This is a genomic window from Clostridium algidicarnis DSM 15099 (assembly GCF_002934235.1).
Lineage (GTDB): Bacteria > Bacillota > Clostridia > Clostridiales > Clostridiaceae > Clostridium_L > Clostridium_L algidicarnis.
Map to the genome: position 1 here is coordinate 67,226 of NZ_PTIS01000010.1, position 19,239 is coordinate 86,464.

The 19,239-nt window shown below is 30.3% G+C and carries 19 protein-coding genes, 1 pseudogene and 1 other annotated feature; of the genes and pseudogenes, 18 read left to right on the plus strand and 2 right to left on the minus strand.

From position 1 onward, the window contains the following. Positions 1–6 precede the first annotated feature (6 nt). From BD821_RS08200 to BD821_RS08235, 8 genes are all read left to right on the plus strand, one after another. The gene (locus tag BD821_RS08200; RefSeq protein WP_104410055.1) at positions 7–267 is read left to right on the plus strand and encodes a putative Se/S carrier protein; all 261 of its coding nucleotides are present in this window, start codon (positions 7–9) and stop codon (positions 265–267) included. Between the two features lie 287 nt (positions 268–554). Beyond that, positions 555–1,028 (plus strand): hypothetical protein, encoded by a 474-nt coding sequence (locus BD821_RS08205; RefSeq protein ID WP_104410056.1) that lies wholly within the window; start codon positions 555–557, stop codon positions 1,026–1,028. Between the two features lie 226 nt (positions 1,029–1,254). Next, positions 1,255–1,482: a binding site (T-box leader), on the plus strand. A gap of 317 nt (positions 1,483–1,799) precedes the next feature. Continuing rightward, entirely contained in the window at positions 1,800–3,089 is a 1,290-nt protein-coding gene (gene aspS / locus BD821_RS08210; protein WP_104410057.1) for an aspartate--tRNA(Asn) ligase, read from the plus strand. A gap of 125 nt (positions 3,090–3,214) precedes the next feature. After that, positions 3,215–3,436, plus strand: coding sequence for a helix-turn-helix transcriptional regulator (locus BD821_RS08215; protein ID WP_104410058.1), 222 nt, complete (start codon positions 3,215–3,217; stop codon positions 3,434–3,436). Beyond that, complete coding sequence (locus BD821_RS08220; protein WP_104410059.1) at positions 3,417–3,854, plus strand: hypothetical protein; 438 nt, start codon at positions 3,417–3,419, stop codon at positions 3,852–3,854. The genes BD821_RS08215 and BD821_RS08220 overlap by 20 nt, the downstream gene beginning before the upstream one ends. Positions 3,855–3,927: 73 nt before the next feature. Continuing rightward, positions 3,928–4,293 carry a hypothetical protein gene (locus BD821_RS08225; RefSeq protein WP_104410060.1) on the plus strand — a complete coding sequence of 122 codons (366 nt, stop codon included), beginning with the start codon at positions 3,928–3,930 and terminating at the stop codon, positions 4,291–4,293. A 182-nt stretch (positions 4,294–4,475) separates the two neighbouring features. Continuing rightward, positions 4,476–4,790: a nucleotide pyrophosphohydrolase gene (locus BD821_RS08230; protein WP_104410061.1), complete on the plus strand. Its 315-nt coding sequence runs from the start codon at positions 4,476–4,478 to the stop codon at positions 4,788–4,790. A gap of 124 nt (positions 4,791–4,914) precedes the next feature. Continuing rightward, a complete protein-coding gene (locus BD821_RS08235) occupies positions 4,915–5,187 on the plus strand; it encodes a hypothetical protein (RefSeq protein ID WP_104410062.1) in 273 nt (90 codons plus the stop codon). Positions 5,188–5,301: 114 nt separating this feature from the next. On the opposite strand, the gene BD821_RS08240 is transcribed toward BD821_RS08235, so the two are convergent. Beyond that, positions 5,302–5,961, minus strand: a complete 660-nt coding sequence (locus tag BD821_RS08240; RefSeq protein ID WP_104410063.1) for a FusB/FusC family EF-G-binding protein — start codon at positions 5,959–5,961, stop codon at positions 5,302–5,304. Between the two features lie 262 nt (positions 5,962–6,223). Continuing rightward, positions 6,224–6,529 (minus strand): CD3324 family protein, encoded by a 306-nt coding sequence (locus BD821_RS08245; RefSeq protein ID WP_104410064.1) that lies wholly within the window; start codon positions 6,527–6,529, stop codon positions 6,224–6,226. 397 nt (positions 6,530–6,926) lie between these two features. Here BD821_RS08245 and BD821_RS08250 point away from each other — a divergent pair, with 397 nt between their 5' ends. From BD821_RS08250 to BD821_RS08295, 10 genes and pseudogenes are all read left to right on the plus strand, one after another. After that, positions 6,927–7,844 (plus strand): ABC transporter ATP-binding protein, encoded by a 918-nt coding sequence (locus tag BD821_RS08250; RefSeq protein WP_104410065.1) that lies wholly within the window; start codon positions 6,927–6,929, stop codon positions 7,842–7,844. A gap of 15 nt (positions 7,845–7,859) precedes the next feature. Beyond that, a pseudogene (locus BD821_RS13810) lies at positions 7,860–8,653 on the plus strand (ABC transporter permease subunit). A gap of 180 nt (positions 8,654–8,833) precedes the next feature. After that, positions 8,834–9,862, plus strand: a complete 1,029-nt coding sequence (locus BD821_RS08260) for an ABC transporter substrate-binding protein (RefSeq protein ID WP_242971479.1) — start codon at positions 8,834–8,836, stop codon at positions 9,860–9,862. Between the two features lie 133 nt (positions 9,863–9,995). Beyond that, positions 9,996–11,684, plus strand: coding sequence for an ABC transporter permease (locus tag BD821_RS08265; protein ID WP_242971480.1), 1,689 nt, complete (start codon positions 9,996–9,998; stop codon positions 11,682–11,684). Between the two features lie 16 nt (positions 11,685–11,700). Continuing rightward, entirely contained in the window at positions 11,701–12,765 is a 1,065-nt protein-coding gene (locus tag BD821_RS08270) for an ABC transporter ATP-binding protein (RefSeq protein ID WP_207720103.1), read from the plus strand. A 15-nt stretch (positions 12,766–12,780) separates the two neighbouring features. Further along, positions 12,781–13,497: an MgtC/SapB family protein gene (locus BD821_RS08275; RefSeq protein WP_104410066.1), complete on the plus strand. Its 717-nt coding sequence runs from the start codon at positions 12,781–12,783 to the stop codon at positions 13,495–13,497. Between the two features lie 285 nt (positions 13,498–13,782). After that, a complete protein-coding gene (locus BD821_RS08280) occupies positions 13,783–15,546 on the plus strand; it encodes a sensor histidine kinase (RefSeq protein ID WP_104410067.1) in 1,764 nt (587 codons plus the stop codon). Beyond that, the gene (locus BD821_RS08285) at positions 15,539–17,092 is read left to right on the plus strand and encodes a response regulator (RefSeq protein ID WP_104410068.1); all 1,554 of its coding nucleotides are present in this window, start codon (positions 15,539–15,541) and stop codon (positions 17,090–17,092) included. The genes BD821_RS08280 and BD821_RS08285 overlap by 8 nt, the downstream gene beginning before the upstream one ends. Before the next feature lie 129 nt (positions 17,093–17,221). Then, a complete protein-coding gene (gene truA, locus BD821_RS08290) occupies positions 17,222–17,959 on the plus strand; it encodes a tRNA pseudouridine(38-40) synthase TruA (protein ID WP_172556225.1) in 738 nt (245 codons plus the stop codon). 175 nt (positions 17,960–18,134) lie between these two features. Beyond that, positions 18,135–19,199, plus strand: coding sequence for an acyltransferase (locus BD821_RS08295; protein ID WP_104410069.1), 1,065 nt, complete (start codon positions 18,135–18,137; stop codon positions 19,197–19,199). Positions 19,200–19,239: the final 40 nt, after the last annotated feature.

The window sequence follows — 19,239 nt, forward strand, 5'->3', positions numbered from 1 at the left end:
ATTTTAATGAACAGTAATGGAAATATAAAAAATTATGTATTATTTCCTTCGCATAGTAGTGGACTTGCCCTAGAAACTATACTAAAAAAGCATAAAATAAAATATACCATAGTACCAACACCAAGAGAACTTTCAACTTGTTGTGGTATATCAATTGAATACAACAAAGAAGATGAGAAGGCCATAAAAGAACTAGTAGAAGAAAATAATATTAAGGTATTAGGCTTTCATAGCATAGAAAAAAAGTATAAGAACATTTATAGTTAAATTAAAAAAAAGTGCAAGCTTCGCAAGTAACATATTAAAAAAGTAGCTAGTAAAAATAATTATGTACTAGCTACTTTTTTGTGGGAAATTATAATAAATGTATTAGATGTCAACAATCTTTGTATGATCCTTCATTGTTAAGATAGAGGTAATAAATACGCTTATATTATATGTCAACATTGCTGATGTAAGAATGTTCTATAATTTTGACGAAGATGATGATTAATGGTATGATAACTGGTAGATTAAGTTAATACTATACTAAAAGAAATAAGAGGATAACGAAAATGAAAAGATTGAAAATTATTACCCTTTGCTTGGCTCTGCTCATAACCATATTTACAGGGTGTAGTTCCACCTCCACAAGCTCGGCCAACGGCGACAATACCCCGGCAACCTCAACTGAAAGTAAAACCACTGAAAAGCAAATACCTGACTTTACGGGTGAATGGAAACAAGAAAATAGCAAATCTGACGACTCTTATCAAGTTGCAACAATAAGTGGTGATACGATTGAAATTTACTGGGTAAGTGATAACGGCGACACAAAATCACTTTATTGGGCCGGCTCTTTTATCGCTCCGACAATTGCTGACGAACCTTATATATGGAATTCAGAAAATGACCATAGCAAAACTGATAGTGCTATGCTTGCCTCTACTGATGATACTAAGACTATGACATACCAGAACGGCGTATTAAGTTATAAGGCTTCCGCTATGGGTACAACTACAACGGTCAAGCTCGAAAAGCAAAAATAACCACAATATAATGTTGTGATTAATATTTTTTCTATAGTAAGGAATTTAGAGGTATTTTCTAAAATTTATCTTTTTTTGTTGATGGTAGAATAGAAGGGGTATGTACCATTTTTGAAAAAGATGGTTTTGGTTATGCTGAAACAATATTTGTTTTACCACAAAGGTGAGGGAAATGTTTATATTGACAATCAAAAAAATAAGATGTACCATATAGAAAATGAATATTCAGAACTCTTTGAAGGGAATAGTAAATATTATCTTAGTATCCAAAGCGAATAGAGGACGGTGGGAGCTCTACGAGAAAAGTAATATTGAAGTGACATCCTGGAGATACTTATTTGAAATATATAGTAGGATAAGTCGGATTCCACCGTTAAAGGGATTAAAGATGACTTAGTTGATTTTAACTTTGTCAAATTAGGATGGCACCGTGAATACAGCTTTCGCTCCTATTATGGAATGAAGGTTTTTTTTGTTTAACAATATTTGAAAAGTCGTTAATTATGCACGTTAAGGGCAGCTTTAATTCAGTTTGAGCTTAATGGTTTTAGGTGGATGGTGTTATTTAATATATTTGATAAATTTGAATTAATGAAATTAAACAAGGGTGGTACCGCGATTTTTTTGCCCCTTGAGCTTATTGCTCAGGGGGCTTTTAGTCGTTAATTGTAGCAAGCTAGGAGATGATTTAATTTAGCGGTTTTAAATTGTTTATTTAAAAAAGCTAGTATTTTTAGCAATATATTATTTTATTTTAGAGGAGGAAAAATTATGGAAAGAACTATGGTAAGTGAGTTAGAAAATCACATAAGTAAGAGAGTTGAAATAAAAGGTTGGGTATACCGCATAAGAAAGTTAAAATCTATTACATTTATTATTTTAAGGGATAGAACTGGATTTGTGCAATGTGTTGTGGAGAACAGTCATATGGATATTGGTGGAGTGAAATTAGAGTCAGTTGTATCAGTAATTGGGGAAGTTAAAGAAAGCAATAATACATTTAATCCTTTTGAAGTATTAATTGAAAAATTTCAAGTTATAAATAGCTCAATATCAGAGTTACCAATTGAAATAAATAAGAATGAATTGGACATAAATTTAGATACTATGTTAAATAACAGAGTATTAAGCTTAAGACATCCAAAAGTAAATGCAATATTTAAAATTCAAAATATTATAGTTCAAGCTTTTAGACAATTGTTAATTAATGAGGGATTTACTGAGGTATTTACCCCTAAAATCGTTGCAGAGGGAGCAGAAGGTGGAACTGATATGTTTGAAGTGAAATACTTTGAAAATAAAGCATACCTTGCTCAAAGTCCTCAATTTTATAAACAAATGATGGTGGGAGCTGGTTTTGAGAGGGTTTTTGAAGTAGCACATGTGTATAGGGCAGAGCAACACAATACCAATAGGCATTTAAACGAATATATAAGTATGGATTTTGAAATGGGATTTATAAAAGATGAAGAAGATATTATGGAAATGGAAGAAAGACTATTAAAATTCATCTTAAATAAACTAGAAGAGGAAGGTAAAATATATTTAGAGACATTAAATGTAGATATGCCAAAGATAGAAAACAAAATACCAAAAATTAAATTTAGTGAAGCTTTAGAAATATTAGAAAAGGAATATAATAAAACAGATTTAGATGGAGACTTAGACCCAGAAGGAGAAAAATTAATTTGCAGATATGCTAAGGAAAAGTTAGGCTGTGACTTTATATTCTTAACTCGCTATCCAAGAAGAAAAAGACCAATGTATACTATGCCTTATGGAGAAGAAGAAACAAGAAGTTTTGACTTATTATTTAGAGGAGTTGAAATTACTACTGGAGGACAAAGGATTCATGATTATAATATGTTAATAAAAAACATTGAATACAAAGGATTAACTCCAGAAAATTACGAGAATTACACCTCATTATTTAAATATGGAATGCCTGTTCATGGAGGTCTTGCTATAGGGCTAGAGAGGATAACCGCACAACTGTTAGGTCTACAAAATGTTAGAGAAGCATCTCTTATTCCAAGAGATAGAACAAGACTCGTGCCTTAGATTATGATTTATAAATAACCCAATAAACAAGAAACTTCAAAATGTATTGACAATGTTCTTATATAATGATAATATGAAGCAAGCTTCATGTGAAGCAAGCTTCATATTTATTTGGAGGTATAGGAGTGAAAAATAGAATAAAAGATTTACGAAATGCAGCAAATATGACACAACAGGAGCTTTCTGATTTAGTTTCAGTTTCATCAAGAACAATTATTTCACTTGAAAAAGGACAGTATAACCCCTCAATCATACTAGCATATAAGATAGCTTCCATTTTTAATACCACTATTGAAAATTTATATTGTTTAAAGGAGAATTTAGAAAATGAAGAAAAGAATATATAATAAAAAGAAATTTTGGAGTGGTATATTTTTTTTGTTATTAGTATCAATTAGCATTCCACATACAATTATGAAGTTTAATGATTTAAGTGCTTTAAGAATTATAAAGTCTATTATATTGGATTTTTTTTGCATCTTATTTGGAGTCACCGAAGTCTTGAGAAGTTTAAGTAGCAAATGTACGAAAGAAGATGAGCAAAATGATGATGAACGAGTAAATTTAGTTAATATGAAATCGAAAACCAGTGCATTTAATATTACACTGTTCATTTGTGCTACTGTTTCAATACTATCAATCATTGCATGGGGATTAACAAAAAATGAGGTGTATCTTGGTATTTTAAGTTGTTTTGGCATCATTATTACGATTATGTTTATTGCTGAAATGAGTAGTTATTTTTACCATGACAAACGGAATTAATCAATTACAAAAGAAGGTATTATGTGTTATTTGATGATAAAAATAATTTAATATATTTAGAAAGTGGTAAAAAATGAAAAAGATTAAATTAACAAATATCCTAGGAATCATAGGTGCCCTAATATGGGGTCTTACAATCTTTGCAAGAGACAGCAATCTTATCTCAAATGAAGCAATAAACTTTATCCTAGGAATAGCACCAAATATAGGAGCAACATGGAACTTTGCATTCATAGCAGAAAGTCTATATACATCATTTTATAAAAAGGAATATACTTTTAAGCATACAATCATAACTTTAGTAGGTATATGTGTACTAGCACTGGCATCTGAAATAATCCATATATTTTTAAATACTCCTTTTGATATATTTGATATAATAGCAACATTTATATCAGCAATCATATATGCCATACTAGTAAAAATCAAAAAGAGGTAGGGAATAATCCCTACCTCTTAACTTTAGGTTACTATTCAAATTTCAAGCTATATAAAACCAAATGAATTTAAGACATTAGAGATGAAATCTAAAATAAATCAACTAATTTATGGTACAATTATAGTAATAGATAAATAGAATTATCAAACTTAATATAGCAAAATAGTAAAGGAGCAAACAAAATGGAAGAGATAAAAAAGAGGGTAAGAAAATTTAGAGATGATAGAGACTGGTCACAATTCCATACCCCAGGAAACTTAGCCAAGGCAATAAGTATAGAAGCTGGTGAATTACTAGAGCACTTTCTTTGGAATAATAACTATGATAAAGAAGCCGTGGGGGAAGAACTAGCTGATGTTATGGTTTATTGCTTACATATGGCAGATTCCCTAGGGGTTAATATAGAAGATATAATAGAAAAAAAGATGGATAAGAATGAAAAGAAATATCCAGTAGAAAAAGCAAGGGGAACAAGCAAAAAGTACACTGAACTTTAAAAAGTAGGGTAGATAATATTAAGAATAATTTAACTTATAAAGAAATTGAAGAAGAATATGTATTGTCTGAGAAGTTAGTTCTTTTATAAATTTATATAATTATTATGTAAAGGATGGTGTGATTATGGATTACGGTATAATTTTACTTTCTGCTTTTATTGCTATATATTTTATAATTAAGTATAGCAAAGATAAAAAGGGTTTTAATCTAGCTATAGCTTTTATTTGCACTACAGGAATGTTTTACAGAAAAACTTTTGGTATATATAACAATGTAGGTAACTCAGCACAAACTATTATTAATATAATTTATAGGACCTTTGTCTTAACTTTATTGGCAGTTTATGTTATTAATGAAAAGAGTAAGAGGAAAAAGGCAAATAAATACCAGTTATAATATTCATAGATGTTAGGTCATAATAGTCATATAGCCATCAAACTAAGAAGTTTATATACAAACAGGACCATTTATTTGTATATAAACTTCTTGATGTATGATGTGATGTTAGATTTATTTGATATTATTAACATTCCTTAAAATTTCCTCAAGCTTTTCGATAGTTACAATTCGCTCATTACACTTCTCGCTATCTAAACATATATCAAAGCCTATTGATTTGTAGGCACCTTCCTTAGTATTATCTGTTTTACAAAGAGATGAAACAAAGGCTACTTCATTTTCCTTACCTATATGATTGCAAAGAGCACACATATGAGTGTTATTTGAACCATGATTTGTAATTGGACATTTCATACCTATAAGTTTACCATTCATATTGTAAGCTACAAATAATTTTCTAGTGGATTCATCAATCCAACCTAAATACACATTCTTTGAATCTTGTGCATTTGGGTTTGGCAATTTAAGTTTCTTTTCCTTTTTAAACAATTTATTAATTTGCATATCTGTAATGTAGGGCATTCCATATACATATTCATTTAACTCAGCTAAATACTTATCAATTTGTAAGGGTTCACTTATTTTACTAATATCAAGCATCTCTTTTTCTTCTTCAGATAAGTTTGTAAAAATGTGTAATATTTTCTCCTGTATATATGCTTTATTAGCTTCAATAATATTAGTATCTACACAGTATTTGAAAGCATTATTTAAGTCATATAAACGCTTTCTTATATAATTATACTCATGTTTTTTTATAAAAGCTTTCATAATATATAGCACCTCTTTTCTAACAAATATTATTTTATTATTCATGAAATTAAAGAAGATAGTCTCACAGGCTTATTTCAGTATTAGCAAAATAACGCAAAAGATGATTATTATTACTCCAACTGAAAGTAACAATAATCATCTAAATTTAAAATATATTATATATAAGAATCATTTTATATATGAATTTTAGTTTAAATTAGAAATAATAACTTTCACTGGATTTACACAATGAAAGTATAACATGGGTTTAAATAAATATTCAATCTAATAAATGATTCTGTAATGATTTTGAGCATAGACGTTTCTCTTGACTAATTATTTTTCTTATACTTTTTTCTGATAGGTAATATTCTTCAGTTAGTGCATTAATAGTAGTCCCATTAAGATATTTTTTATAAATTTCATTATTTCTCACCTTAAGTCTACTCTTTATACCACTCTTTTCTCCCCAAGCTTTATGATTTCCACTTTTTCTGGGGACATAAAGATATTCTCCGTCTAAATATTCTTGTATTATTTTAATAACTTCTTCTGGTAACACATCTTGTGCTTTTACATACCTCATTTTCTTACTCCTCACTTTTATTATAGTGTTAAAGCAAAGAATACTAAAAGGCTATGTGTTACAGAGCCTAAAACACGTAGGTATTTTAAGTTAACTTAACAGATTAGGCTCCAAACAAAGCATAGCTGACTTTGTTGTAGTCTTTGCAAGGAGCAATCTGATTTAGAGCTGAATGTATCAAATACCTTCATAAAAACACCTCCAATACGGTATGATAATTATATCATAATTAATATAAATTTGAATATATGATTGAAAATGATAATGTTTATTTTGGGTTTATATAGAAAGTTAATATCAAATTTACAAGAAATGGTAGATAGCACCTTAAACTATAAGTATCATATTGTAAACATTTACAGAATCAGATAAAATATAGTAAAAAGAGGTGAAAGAAATGAACACAATAAACATATCGAATCTTGGAAAATCTTATGATGGACAGACTAATGTATTGAATAATATAAGCCTTAGCATACCAAGGGGTGAAATATTTGGATTTCTTGGTCCTAATGGGTCAGGAAAAACTACTACTGTTAGAATTCTCAATGGAATTCTTTCAGCAACTTCAGGATATGCTGAAATCTTAGGAAAACCTGTGAAGGAAAATAATATTGAGCTTCATGGATTCTGTGGAGTTATGACCGAAAGTTCTTCCTGTTATGAAAATCTTACTGCTGAGCAAAATCTTATATTCTTTGGACGGATGCATGGTATGGAAGAAAAGATGCTAAAGGAACGAACAAATTTCATTTTAAAAAGACTGGAATTGTTTGATGTAAGAAATAAGAAAGTAAAAGCTTTCAGTACAGGAATGAGAAAGAGAATATCCCTTGCTATAGCTATTATTCACAATCCTCAAGTTTTATTTCTTGATGAACCTACTTCTGGTTTGGATCCAGAAAATGCACTTAATGTCTTAACACTAATAAAAGAACTTGCAGAAGAAAGCGAAGTTACAGTTTTTCTTTGTACCCATCAATTAAAATATGCTGAAGATATCTGTACATTGTATGGATTTATAAATAATGGCAATATTCTTGGTTTCGGTACCTTTGATGAACTTGCTTCAAAGAAAAATGCAAGTATTAAACTAAAAATTAGAGGAAAAAATATTTCTGAGAAGATTGGTCTTGTTCATGAGGATAATAATTTATATAGTAAGTCTATTTCAGGAGATAAAGAAGTAACCCCAATTGTTCAAAGTATACTGATAAACGGAGGGGAAATTTATGAGATTGTTCAACAAAAGTGGACGTTGGAACAACTATACTTTAAATATATCAAAGGCGCATTGGATGATGTAACACTATAGGAATGGAGGGCTAATATGAATAGAAGTGAAAAAGCATTAATCTATAAAGATTTAAATGAAATAACAAGCTCAAAGCAGATTATTTTGCCAATGACTATTGTACCGATTTTTCTAACTGTGATCATACCTTTAGGGGTACTGATTGGTGCTAACTATATTGGGCGTGATTCAAATATGATAAGACAGTTTGGACCTCTTCTAAAAAAACTGCCTTCTGAGTATATGGCATATAATCCTGCCCAATTATTAATAAAAATTGTTATAAACTATATGTTTCCACCATACTCCTTATAATTCCCATAATGTGTTCAGGAATTATTGGAGCCAGCAGTTTTGTAGGGGAGAAGGAACATAAAACAATGGAGACTTTGCTTTACACCCCAATATCCATGGAACAACTGCTAAAGGCAAAGATTTTAGGCGTCTTTATACCATCCTATATCATAACTCTATTTTCCTTTATAGCCTTTGGAATTATAGTAAATATAGGAGGCTTCATTCATTTTGGAGGATTTATTTTCCCAGATATAAAATGGCTCATTACCATACTTTGGATTTCACCTGCAATTAGTTTGTTATCCTTGATCTTTACTGTTATGGTATCAGCAAAGTCAAAAACCTTTCAAGAAGCCCAACAGGTTAGCGGTCTTCTTGTTGTTCCGGTAATTGTTGTATTGGTAGCTCAAATGACAGGTGTACTTATGCTGAGCAACCTTGTTATGTTTATAGCAGGTACTATTTTCTTCATACTTGATTATATATTGATAAAGAGGATTTCATCTAAATTTATTCCTGAGAAACTGATTTAAATAATCTTCATACCAATTAAGGCTTAAGTGAAAGTATATTTCATTACAGCCTTTTTATTTTTTGCTAAAATGTTAAATTTATTTACTACTATGTATGATATTTTGTTCATTATTTATTAATAAATATAAATGTAGTTATAATGAAAACATATACAAGTGAATAAAAGGGAGGAACATATTTTGAATAAAAAGAAACTTATAGCATTGACTTTAGGGGTTATAATGTCTGTTGGAATTTTTGCAGGTTGTGGAAAAAAAGAAGGGGACGTAAATAAGAAAGATCTTAAATTAACTATATATTCAGGACTTATGGAAGACCACATGATTAAAGCTGTGGCAGAGTTTGAAAAGGAAACTGGAGTAAAGACAGAGGCTGTTAGAATGAGCTCTGGAGAAATACTTGGAAGAATAAGAGCTGAAAAGGAAAATCCAAAGGCTTCTATATGGTTTGGAGGTCCTGCAGATGGATTTGTTCAAGCTGGTGAAGAAGGACTATTAGGGAAATATGTTTCACCTAATTCAAAGGACATGGAAGATAGGTATAAGGATAAAGATGGAGCTTGGACAGGCATATATGTAGGATACCTAGGATTTGTATCTAATCAAAAGTTATTAAAAGAAAAGGGAGCTGAGGTTCCAAAATCATGGGAAGACTTATTAAAGCCTGAATTTAAAGGCCAAGTTTCTATATCTAACCCAGGATCTTCAGGAACTGCTTATACAGCTTTAGCTACAGTTATCCAACTTATGGGAGAAGAAAAAGGTTTAGAATATATGAAGAAACTTAATGGACAAATAAAGTCCTACGAAAAATCAGGAACTGCACCTGCAAGAATGGCAGGACAAGGTGAAGTTATGGTAGGAGTAAGCTTTTTACATGATGGAATCAAATATAGAGAAGAAGGTATGAAGGACTTAGTTATGAGTGCACCAATAGAGGGAACAGGTTATGAAATAGGTGCAGTAGGAATGATAAATAATGCTCCTGATGAAGAGGCAGCTAAGATGTTTATTGACTGGTGTTTAACTAAAAATGCACAGGAACTTGGACAATCAGTTGGATCTTATCAATTCTTAACTAACCCAAATGCTGAGCCACCAAAGCAAGTAGAAGAATTAAAGGATACAAAGCTTATAGACTACGATCTTGAATGGGCAGGAAAAAATAGGAGCTCTGTAGTTGAAAAATGGAGCAAGGCTATTAAATAATTAGATAATAAATACTTTTAAGAGGAGGCCAGATATCTGGTCTCTGCTTTAAATTACAAGGTTGTTGTTTAAATAATTTACCTTTATGTATAATATTTTGCTCAATAAATTAAAATGAGGAGGAGCAATAGAAATGGCATTAAAAAAACATAGAAATTCCATAAGTAACAATATGAATGATATGAAAAAGATATGGAGAGACCCAACACTTTTAATAACAATAATTTTTGTTATATTATCTTTAGCAATATTTATAATTTATCCATTAGTTGCCGTATTAAAAGTTAGCTTTGTAGGTATCGGAGGATTTACATTAGATGCGTACTTAGATACACTTAAAAGCTTGGATTTTCAAAAGACACTAAAGAACACACTAACATTAGGTGTTACAGTAGGATTTTTGTCTACATTAATAGGGTTCATATTTGCTTATGCAGATTCCTATATAAAAAGTCATTTTAAAAAGTTATTTAAGGTTGTATCATTATTGCCTATAATATCACCACCTTTTGTTTTGGCACTTTCAGCTATAATGCTGTTTGGGCAGTATGGATTAATAACAAGGAAGTTATTTGGAATACAAAATGCTAATATATATGGATTTCATGGACTTGTTATGGTTCAAACTATGACGTTTTTCCCAGTAGCTTATCTTCTTTTAACAGGATTATTAAAAAGAATAGATCCTTCATTAGAAGAGGCTGCTAGAAATATGGGAGCTTCAAGGTGGAAGACATTTAAAACTGTTACATTACCACTTATGGCTCCAGGTCTTGCTAATGCATTTTTATTAACATTTATAGAGACCGTAGCAGACTTTTCAAACCCAATGGTTATAGGAGGAAACTACTCAACTCTTGCAACTCAAATATACCTTCAGGCCATAGGAAACTACGATATGCAAGGGGGAGCTGCTGTAGCTGTAATATTACTTTCTATATCTATTTTATTATTTGTATTAGAAAAGTATTGGATAGAAAAGAAATCTTATGTTACTGTCACAGGAAAGGCTTCAAGAGAAAGAGATTTAATGACAGAAAAACACATAGTATGGCCAATAGATATTATATGTTTATTAATTACAGTGTTTGTATTAGCCTTTTATGTATTAATACCTCTTGGAGGATTCTTTAAGGTAATGGGAGTAGATTACTCTTTGACTTTGGATCATTTTAAGTATGTATTTAAACTTGGAGGTAGTGCTTTAAAAGATACTACTTATCTTGCAGCTATTGCTACACCTATAACAGGAATATATGGAATGATAATAGCCTTCCTCATTGTAAGAAAGAAGTTCTATGGAAAAGGGTTTATAGAATTTACTTCACTTTTAGCTATGGCTGTACCTGGAACAGTAATAGGAATAGGGTATGTATCTGCATATAACACAAAACCTTTAGTTCTAACAGGTACTGGTGCTATTATTGTTATATCTTTTATAATGAGAAGTGTTCCAGTTGGCGTAAGGTCTGGGGTGTCTGCGCTTCAGCAAATTGATCCTTCAATAGAAGAAGCAGCTTCAGATTTAGGAGCAGGTAGCACAAAGGTGTTTACATCTATAACCTTACCTCTTATAAAGTCTGCATTCTTTAGTGGACTTGTATATACCTTTGTAAGAAGTATGACCGCAGTAAGTGCTGTTATTTTCCTTGTATCAGCTAGATATAAATTACTTACGGTTCAAATATTATCACAGGTAGATAGCGGTAGATTTGGAGTTGCATCTGCATTTTCAACTATACTAATAATTATAGTATACATAGCTATTTCATTAATGTATTTAGGACTTAGCAAAATGGGCGTAAGTAGAGAAGAAATGTAATATGGAGGTAATAAAGATGAAAAGTAAGGGTGTTAATATAAAAAACTTAACTAAAATATATTCAGGAAGTAATAATGAGTTTAAAGCTGTGGATAATATTTCTGTAGACATAAAGGCTGGAGAGTTTGTTACTCTTCTAGGGCCATCTGGTTGTGGAAAGACCACTACTTTAAGAATGGTAGCAGGATTTGAGATACCAACTGAAGGAGATATATATCTAGGTGGAGACATTATTAATGATCTTACACCAGATAAAAGAGATACCTCTATGGTGTTTCAAAGCTATGCCTTATTTCCACATTATAATATATATGATAATATAGCTTATGGATTAAAATTAAAAAAGATGGATAAAGGTACTATAAAAGATAAAGTTAATAGTATAATAGAGTTAGTAGGATTGACAGGTATGGAAAATAGATACCCGAATCAATTATCAGGTGGGCAACAGCAAAGAGTTGCTTTAGCTAGAGCTCTTATTATGGAACCTGGGGTATTACTATTTGACGAACCTTTATCAAATTTAGATGCAAAACTTAGAGTTTATATGAGAACAGAAATTAGAAAGATCCAAAAAAAGGTAGGAATTACAGCTATATATGTAACTCACGATCAATCTGAGGCCATGAGTCTTTCAGATAGAATCATTATAATGAATAAAGGTGTAATAGAGCAAGTAGGAACACCTAAAGAGATATATTATACACCAAAGACTGAATTTGTTGCTGATTTTATTGGTACAGCTAATTTTATAACGGGTAAAATATTAGAAGTTAAAAATGATAAAGCGACTATAGAAATAGAAGGACAGAAAATAGAAGTTAATTATAATGGAACAAAAAATGCAGGAGAAGAATGCAAAGTTGTGCTAAGACCAGAAGCAGTTACTATAGCTAGGGATGGAATCATTGATGTGGAGGTTCTGTTATCCACATTTATGGGATCATATCAAGACTATATAGTAAAAACTAAGAATACTGAAATTAAAATTCAAGATAATAATCCTCAAGGAAGAGAAGTATTTAAAGAAGGGGATAAGGTCAAAATTGCATTTTCGCCGCTTAATGTTCATATAATTTAGAGAGGATGGGAAGCCATGACAACCTATGAGATTATATTTAGATTATTAATGGCAATTGTAATAGCAGGTGGTATTGGATATGAGAGAGAATCTAGAAATAGACCAGCAGGGTTTAGAACTCATATACTAGTTTGTGTGGGGGCTGCGGTTATCGCTATGATACAAATTCAGGCAGTGGATGATTCTCTTAAAAAGGTTATTGAAAATCCAATACTAGCTAGTGCCGTAAAATCTGATGTAGGAAGAATGGGGGCTCAGGTGGTCAGTGGTATAGGATTTCTAGGGGCAGGAGCTATAATCCATGAAAAGGGCTCTATAAAAGGACTTACAACAGCAGCTAGCCTTTGGGTAGTAGCTTGCATTGGACTTGCAGTAGGTATGGGATACTATGTGCTAGCTATACTATCTGGAGTAAGTGTAATAGCCATTTTAGGAATTTTAAAAAGATTTGAAAGTAAATTCTTGTACAAGGGTAAGATAATGAAGATTGAAATACAATATGATGATGAAAAGTTTCAAGTGCAAGTACTTAATGACTATTTTAACAGAAAGAAAATAAAGATAAAGAATATAGAATATAGTATAGAGGACGAAGATGAAGAGTCAGAAGATTATAATCATCATATTAAAACTAGCTTATATACTATTCTAGTACCTAAGTATATAAAGAGCGGTGAAGTGTTACATGATATTATGGGAAATGATTTTATAATAAAGGTTAGTGTATTATAAGTTATAAGGTAGAAAATTTTAAAATATAAGATAAGTGTTAAGGTATTATTACTTTAACATGGTATCTTATATTTTTTTTATACCTTTATGATATAATATTTAAATAGAAGCCTATCAAGTGATTCTTAGACTCAGGTGGAGTTTGCTTATAAGGAATACATCTCTCCATCTGAGCCTTAGAAGAACTTATCCAGGGGCGTATCAGCCGTCATCCCCACCTTAAAGAGGATAGGGGTGTTACGGATGGTAGCCATCGGATAAATTATAGTAAAGTGAGATAAAAAAATGAGGTATAAATTTAGAGAAAAATCCTTTGGTAATAGACTTTTTAAAGCATTTATGATTATAGTTTTAGTACCTATTATAATCATGTCTATATTCTATTATAAAAACTTAAAAAAGTTTAGTCAAACTAAGATAAATAACAGTGTTACTGAAAGCTTAGAATCTACAAGTAAGCTTATAGATTCAACCATCCTAAGTTTTATTAAGATTACCAATTATATGTCATACAATGAGGACGTGCAATCTATTCTAAAAACAAAGGAATATGATAGCTACGATGAAAGATTTAAAGACATACAAACCATGTATAAAATCTCTAATGGAGTATTAGCAACTCAAAGTTTTGATGTACCTATTCATATTGTGGATTTAAATAGGAAAAGCAGATTTAGTACCACAGAATATAGTGTACCAATTTATGAAGATTCAAGAGGAAACTTTTTTGAGATAATGGATAAAAGTGAAGGAAAAGAACTGTCATTTATCCACAGAAGAGTGGATGGAATGGATAGTAAGGATATAGTTATGGCTATAGGAAAGCAGGTTACAAACAAGGAGGAAGGCGGGCCTTTAGGGTATATAATATCCGATGTTTATGATGATTATTTTACAGATGTATTTAAAAATACAAATTTATATGACGAGAATAACATATATGTAATGGATAAGTCAGGATATATAATTACAGATAAAAGGTATAAAAATAAAACAGGGTTTAAGTTTCATGAAGAGTACTTAAAGGATATATTAGAAAAGGATAAGGGCACTATAGATATGAAGGTAGATGGAGTGGCTTTTAAAGCATATTTCACTACAACTAAACATACAGGAATAAAGATTGTGGAGATGATACCTAAAAGAATTCTATATAATGAAAGATATGTAGCTATTTTTACATTTACTATAGTTATAGTTATCATTTTAATTATGTCCATAATGGGCTCTTATATATTATCAAAAAGTATATCGAGACCCATAAATGAACTTTCAAGGTTAATGAAGAAGGTAGAAGCTGGTGAAAGGAATGTTAATTTCCACATTGAAACAGAGGATGAGATAGGTCAGCTAGGTAAAAGCTTTAATGATATGGTAAGGGAAATAAATAGACTAATAAAAGAAGTGTACGAAAAGCAGTATTTAGTACAAGAATCGGAATTTAAAGCTTTAAAAGCACAGGTTAATCCTCACTTTTTGTATAATACACTAGAGTCAATTCATTGGATGGCAAAACTAGAAAATTATAAGGGCGTTACAGACATAGTTGTATCTTTAGGAAAGCTTTTGCGATATAGCACAAGTAAGGTTAGTGATATAGTTAAGGTAAAAGAGGAAATAGAGCAGATAGAAAATTACCTGAAGATTCAAAAGATAAGGTATGGAGATAAATTTGAAGTAAAGATAAATATAGAAGAAGAAGTTTATGATAAATATATGCTAAGATTTTTATTGCAGCCTATAGTGGAGAATTCCATTATTCATGGATTAGAACAAAAGATAGGTAAGGGTATAATAGAGATAAGAGGATTAATTAGAGATAATATTATATGTTTTGAGATATTAGATAATGGGGTAGGTTTTGGGAATAGTAAGTCTAAAGGTGAAGGAATAGGAATGGATAATGTTAATAATAGGGTAAAGATACATTATGGGGAAGCCTATGGGCTGATTGTAGAAGAAAAGGATGGCTTTACCTTTGTTAAAATATTAATACCAGATACAGATGAGAGTAACAATATGAGTAACAGAGGTGGAAAGCTTGTTTAAGGTTTTGATAGTAGATGATGAATACTTTGCAAGAGAAGGAATGAAAAAGACTATAGACTGGGACATTTTAGGCTGCCAAGTTTGTGGAGAGGCTTCTAATGGCATAGAAGCTATAGAATATTCTAAAAAGTTAAAGCCTGATATAATAATTACAGATATAAATATGCCTGGAATTAGTGGGCTTGACATGGCTTTTAAAGTACGGGAACTTCTACCAGATTGCAAGTTTATAATAATCACTGGCTATGATGAGTTTCAATATGCAAAAGAAGCCATAAAGCTAAAAGCTGTAGATTTCATATTAAAACCTATAGATGAAGATGAGCTTATAGAGGCTATAAAACGATCTACAAAGGAGTTAAATAAACTTAGTTTAAATAGGGCCTTAGAACAAGAAAGATTACTTTTAGATGCTATGAGAGGTAGATTTTCAGATAAAAAGTCAATGGTAGACGGTTTAAGGGAAGCGAAAATAGACTTAAATATTATAAGAATTATAAGTATAGAAAATGACAGCTATAATGAACGCATGGAAGAAGATTCAATGGATAAGTCCTACATGCAAAACAATGGGATAAGAGAATTAATATATAAACATTTTAAATCTAAATGTTACGTTGTAGACTGCCATCTTTATAGGGTAGCTATAGTATTTGAAGATAATGAAGATAAGGATAGCCTAGAAGAGATGCTAAATAATTTTACTAAAGAGGTAAACGAGGTTTTAAATATTACTGTAACCCTTGGAGTATCTAATAAGAAGCCTTTAAGAAATATAAAAGAAAGTTACAGTGAGAGTAAAGAGGCTATAAACCATAAGCTCTACCTTGGGAAAAATAAGATAATATATTTTGAAAGTATATTAAAAAATGATTCTCATATAACTTTAGATTTTACTAAAGAAAAAAGAGAGATGAATTTATTAATAAAGGCAAAAGATAAAAAAAAGATTCAAGATAAATTAAAATCCATATTTACTAGATTTAAAATTTATAAATCAGAAGAAGATTTTATAAGAGGGGTAAGTATTGAAATAATATTAGAAGCTTTTTCAGTGGTAAAAACTTATGATACATATAGTAAAGGTGAGGAATTAGAAGAAGCTAATATATACAAATATGCTGCAAAGCTAAATACCTTAGATGAGTTATATGAGTTTGTGTATTCCTATCTTATAAAGGTTTTGAATATCTTAAGAGAAAGAGATGCAGCAGCTGAAGAAACAGGTATAGAAAAGGCTGTAGAATTTATAGATCATCACTACAAAGAGGATATTTCATTAAAGGATGTGGCAAATTATGCTTATTTAAGTGAAAGTTATCTTAGTAGAAAGATGAAAAAGGTTTTAGGTATAGGTTTTAGTGAATACATAACTAGACTTAGAATGGAAAAAGCCATAGAACTTTTAAGAGAGCCAAATACTAAGGTGGCAAAGGTAGCACTTGAAGTAGGATACCCAGATTATAGGTACTTTTCTCAGTCCTTTAAAAAATATACAGGTTACTCACCTAGTGAATTTATAAAAGATAAAAAAGAAGAATATTAGAAAGTACCATTAGTTATTGGAATCTATTATTAAATATATAATATATTAGCTTTATTTTACGAGTCAATGTATAATTATTAATAACAATACAAAAAGATAAATAAGAAAATAAATTAAAGGTGGGCCTAAATGAGAAATTTAAAAATGACTATAGAATATGATGGAACGAGATATAAAGGATGGCAGAAACAAAAAGACGATATTTTAACTGTGCAAGACAAAATAGAGACTGTATTATCTAAAATGACAGGTGAAGATGTTCAAGTAGTAGGTTGTGGAAGAACAGATTCAGGAGTACATGCTGAAAATTACATAGCTAATTTCCATACTGAAAGTGCTCTTACTGTAGATGCTATGCTAGATTACTTGTATGAATATTTACCTGAAGACATAGTAGTAAAAACTATGAAGGACACAGGAGAAAGATTTCATGCAAGATATAATGTAAAGTCAAAAACCTACGTATATACAATAAATAATAATAAATTTAGAAGTGTATTCAATAAAAAGTATGTCTATCATACTAATGATAAGCTTAACTTAGATGATATGAAAGAGGCATCTAAGGTTCTAGTTGGAACTCATGACTTTCAAAGCTTTACTAGCCTAAAACCAAATACTAAGCCTACTGTTAGAACCATAAATTATATAAACATAACAGAAAACCAAGGTATTATAGAAATACATGTTAATGGAAATGGATTCTTATTAAATATGGTAAGAATTATTACAGGAACTCTTTTAGATGTAGGTAGAGGAAAAGTTAAGATTACAGAAGTAGAAACTATCTTAGCTGAAAAGAAAAAGAGAGAAGCAGGTCCAATGGCTCAGGCTAAGGGATTATGCCTTAAGGATGTCCAATATTAATAAAGGATAAATTATATAATTACAGTCCCTCATTAGGTATTTAATCTATAGGGGGACTTTTTACTGGGGTGTTACATATTGTAGCCATCGGATAAAAGGTAGTTGCAAATATGCTTACAGGGATAGATACTAAATCTTTAGTATATAAATTATAAAGAGTAAGGGGATAAATGATATGAAAAATACTTATGATATAAGATATGATTTTGTAAGAATAGTATCAATGATACTAATTGTTGCTATACATGTATCCGCTACACTGGTAGTGGACTTTGGAGAAATCCCAATGATAGACTGGAATATAGCTAATTTTGTTGATTCATTTTCTAGAATGGCTGTTAATATATTTTTCTTGATTAGTGGTGCTTTATTATTAGCAAAGGATGACGGTATAGTGTACTTTTATTCAAAACGTCTAAGGAAAATTATTATACCTTTTATATTTTGGACAACCTTTTATACAGTTTGGGGAAAGTATTATAAACAATATGAAATGTCGATAAAAGAAACATTGAAAGGTGCATATAAGTTCCAAAGTTATTATCACTTATGGTTTTTATATGCAATAATCATGTTTTACTTATTTACACCATTTTTTAAAATGATACTTAAATATATTTCAAAAAGGTTGGCAGTTGGAATTTGTATTTTATGGCTAATAGCGTTAACCCCTAACTTTTTAGAAAAATTTAGTATGCTAAAAGGTAAATTACCTATAATAAAATGGTCTTATACTAATTTTGATTATATAGTGGAATATGGAGCTTATTACGTACTTGGATATGCTTTAGTAGATTATCTGCATAAACTAGATAAAAGAAAAACCACCATATTTGGAATTATAACCTTTATTTCTAACTTTATAATTTTCATTGGGACAAGCTTTTTGTCAATTAAAAGTGGTGTTTTCCAAGGTAAGTTGTATTATAGTCCAAGTATCTTTGTTGCAATATCATCAGTAACCGGATATATATTTCTATATGGCTTTTCAGATATTATTTACGAAAGACTTGAAAAACGTAAGAATTTAATATCTAAAGTTTCTTACTGTAGTTTAGGAGTATATTTAATACATATTTGTATTTTAGAAGTATTAAAGAATCAATTTTTTGGAGAAAAGTTATTGTACTCAGTTACACCGATAATTGGGATACCAATTTTAATTGCATCAACTCTTGTTGTTTCAACTACCATAGTTTACTTTGGAAAAAAGGTACCTTTAATCAAGCATATATTTTAAGAAAAATGTTATTTGAAATTTAAAAGTCCACCTCTAGGTA

What these genes read in the sequence shown, in the direction of transcription:
- BD821_RS08200 (WP_104410055.1), top strand. Translation starts at nt 7, where the DNA reads ATGAACAGTAATGGAAATATAAAAAATTATGTATTATTTCCTTCGCAT.
- BD821_RS08205 (WP_104410056.1), top strand. Translation starts at nt 555, where the DNA reads ATGAAAAGATTGAAAATTATTACCCTTTGCTTGGCTCTGCTCATAACC.
- aspS (WP_104410057.1), top strand. Translation starts at nt 1,800, where the DNA reads ATGGAAAGAACTATGGTAAGTGAGTTAGAAAATCACATAAGTAAGAGA.
- BD821_RS08220 (WP_104410059.1), top strand. Translation starts at nt 3,417, where the DNA reads ATGAAGAAAAGAATATATAATAAAAAGAAATTTTGGAGTGGTATATTT.
- BD821_RS08225 (WP_104410060.1), top strand. Translation starts at nt 3,928, where the DNA reads ATGAAAAAGATTAAATTAACAAATATCCTAGGAATCATAGGTGCCCTA.
- BD821_RS08230 (WP_104410061.1), top strand. Translation starts at nt 4,476, where the DNA reads ATGGAAGAGATAAAAAAGAGGGTAAGAAAATTTAGAGATGATAGAGAC.
- BD821_RS08235 (WP_104410062.1), top strand. Translation starts at nt 4,915, where the DNA reads ATGGATTACGGTATAATTTTACTTTCTGCTTTTATTGCTATATATTTT.
- BD821_RS08240 (WP_104410063.1), bottom strand. Translation starts at nt 5,961, where the DNA reads ATGAAAGCTTTTATAAAAAAACATGAGTATAATTATATAAGAAAGCGT.
- BD821_RS08245 (WP_104410064.1), bottom strand. Translation starts at nt 6,529, where the DNA reads ATGAGGTATGTAAAAGCACAAGATGTGTTACCAGAAGAAGTTATTAAA.
- BD821_RS08250 (WP_104410065.1), top strand. Translation starts at nt 6,927, where the DNA reads ATGAACACAATAAACATATCGAATCTTGGAAAATCTTATGATGGACAG.
- BD821_RS08265 (WP_242971480.1), top strand. Translation starts at nt 9,996, where the DNA reads ATGGCATTAAAAAAACATAGAAATTCCATAAGTAACAATATGAATGAT.
- BD821_RS08270 (WP_207720103.1), top strand. Translation starts at nt 11,701, where the DNA reads ATGAAAAGTAAGGGTGTTAATATAAAAAACTTAACTAAAATATATTCA.
- BD821_RS08275 (WP_104410066.1), top strand. Translation starts at nt 12,781, where the DNA reads ATGACAACCTATGAGATTATATTTAGATTATTAATGGCAATTGTAATA.
- BD821_RS08280 (WP_104410067.1), top strand. Translation starts at nt 13,783, where the DNA reads ATGAGGTATAAATTTAGAGAAAAATCCTTTGGTAATAGACTTTTTAAA.
- truA (WP_172556225.1), top strand. Translation starts at nt 17,222, where the DNA reads ATGAGAAATTTAAAAATGACTATAGAATATGATGGAACGAGATATAAA.
- BD821_RS08295 (WP_104410069.1), top strand. Translation starts at nt 18,135, where the DNA reads ATGAAAAATACTTATGATATAAGATATGATTTTGTAAGAATAGTATCA.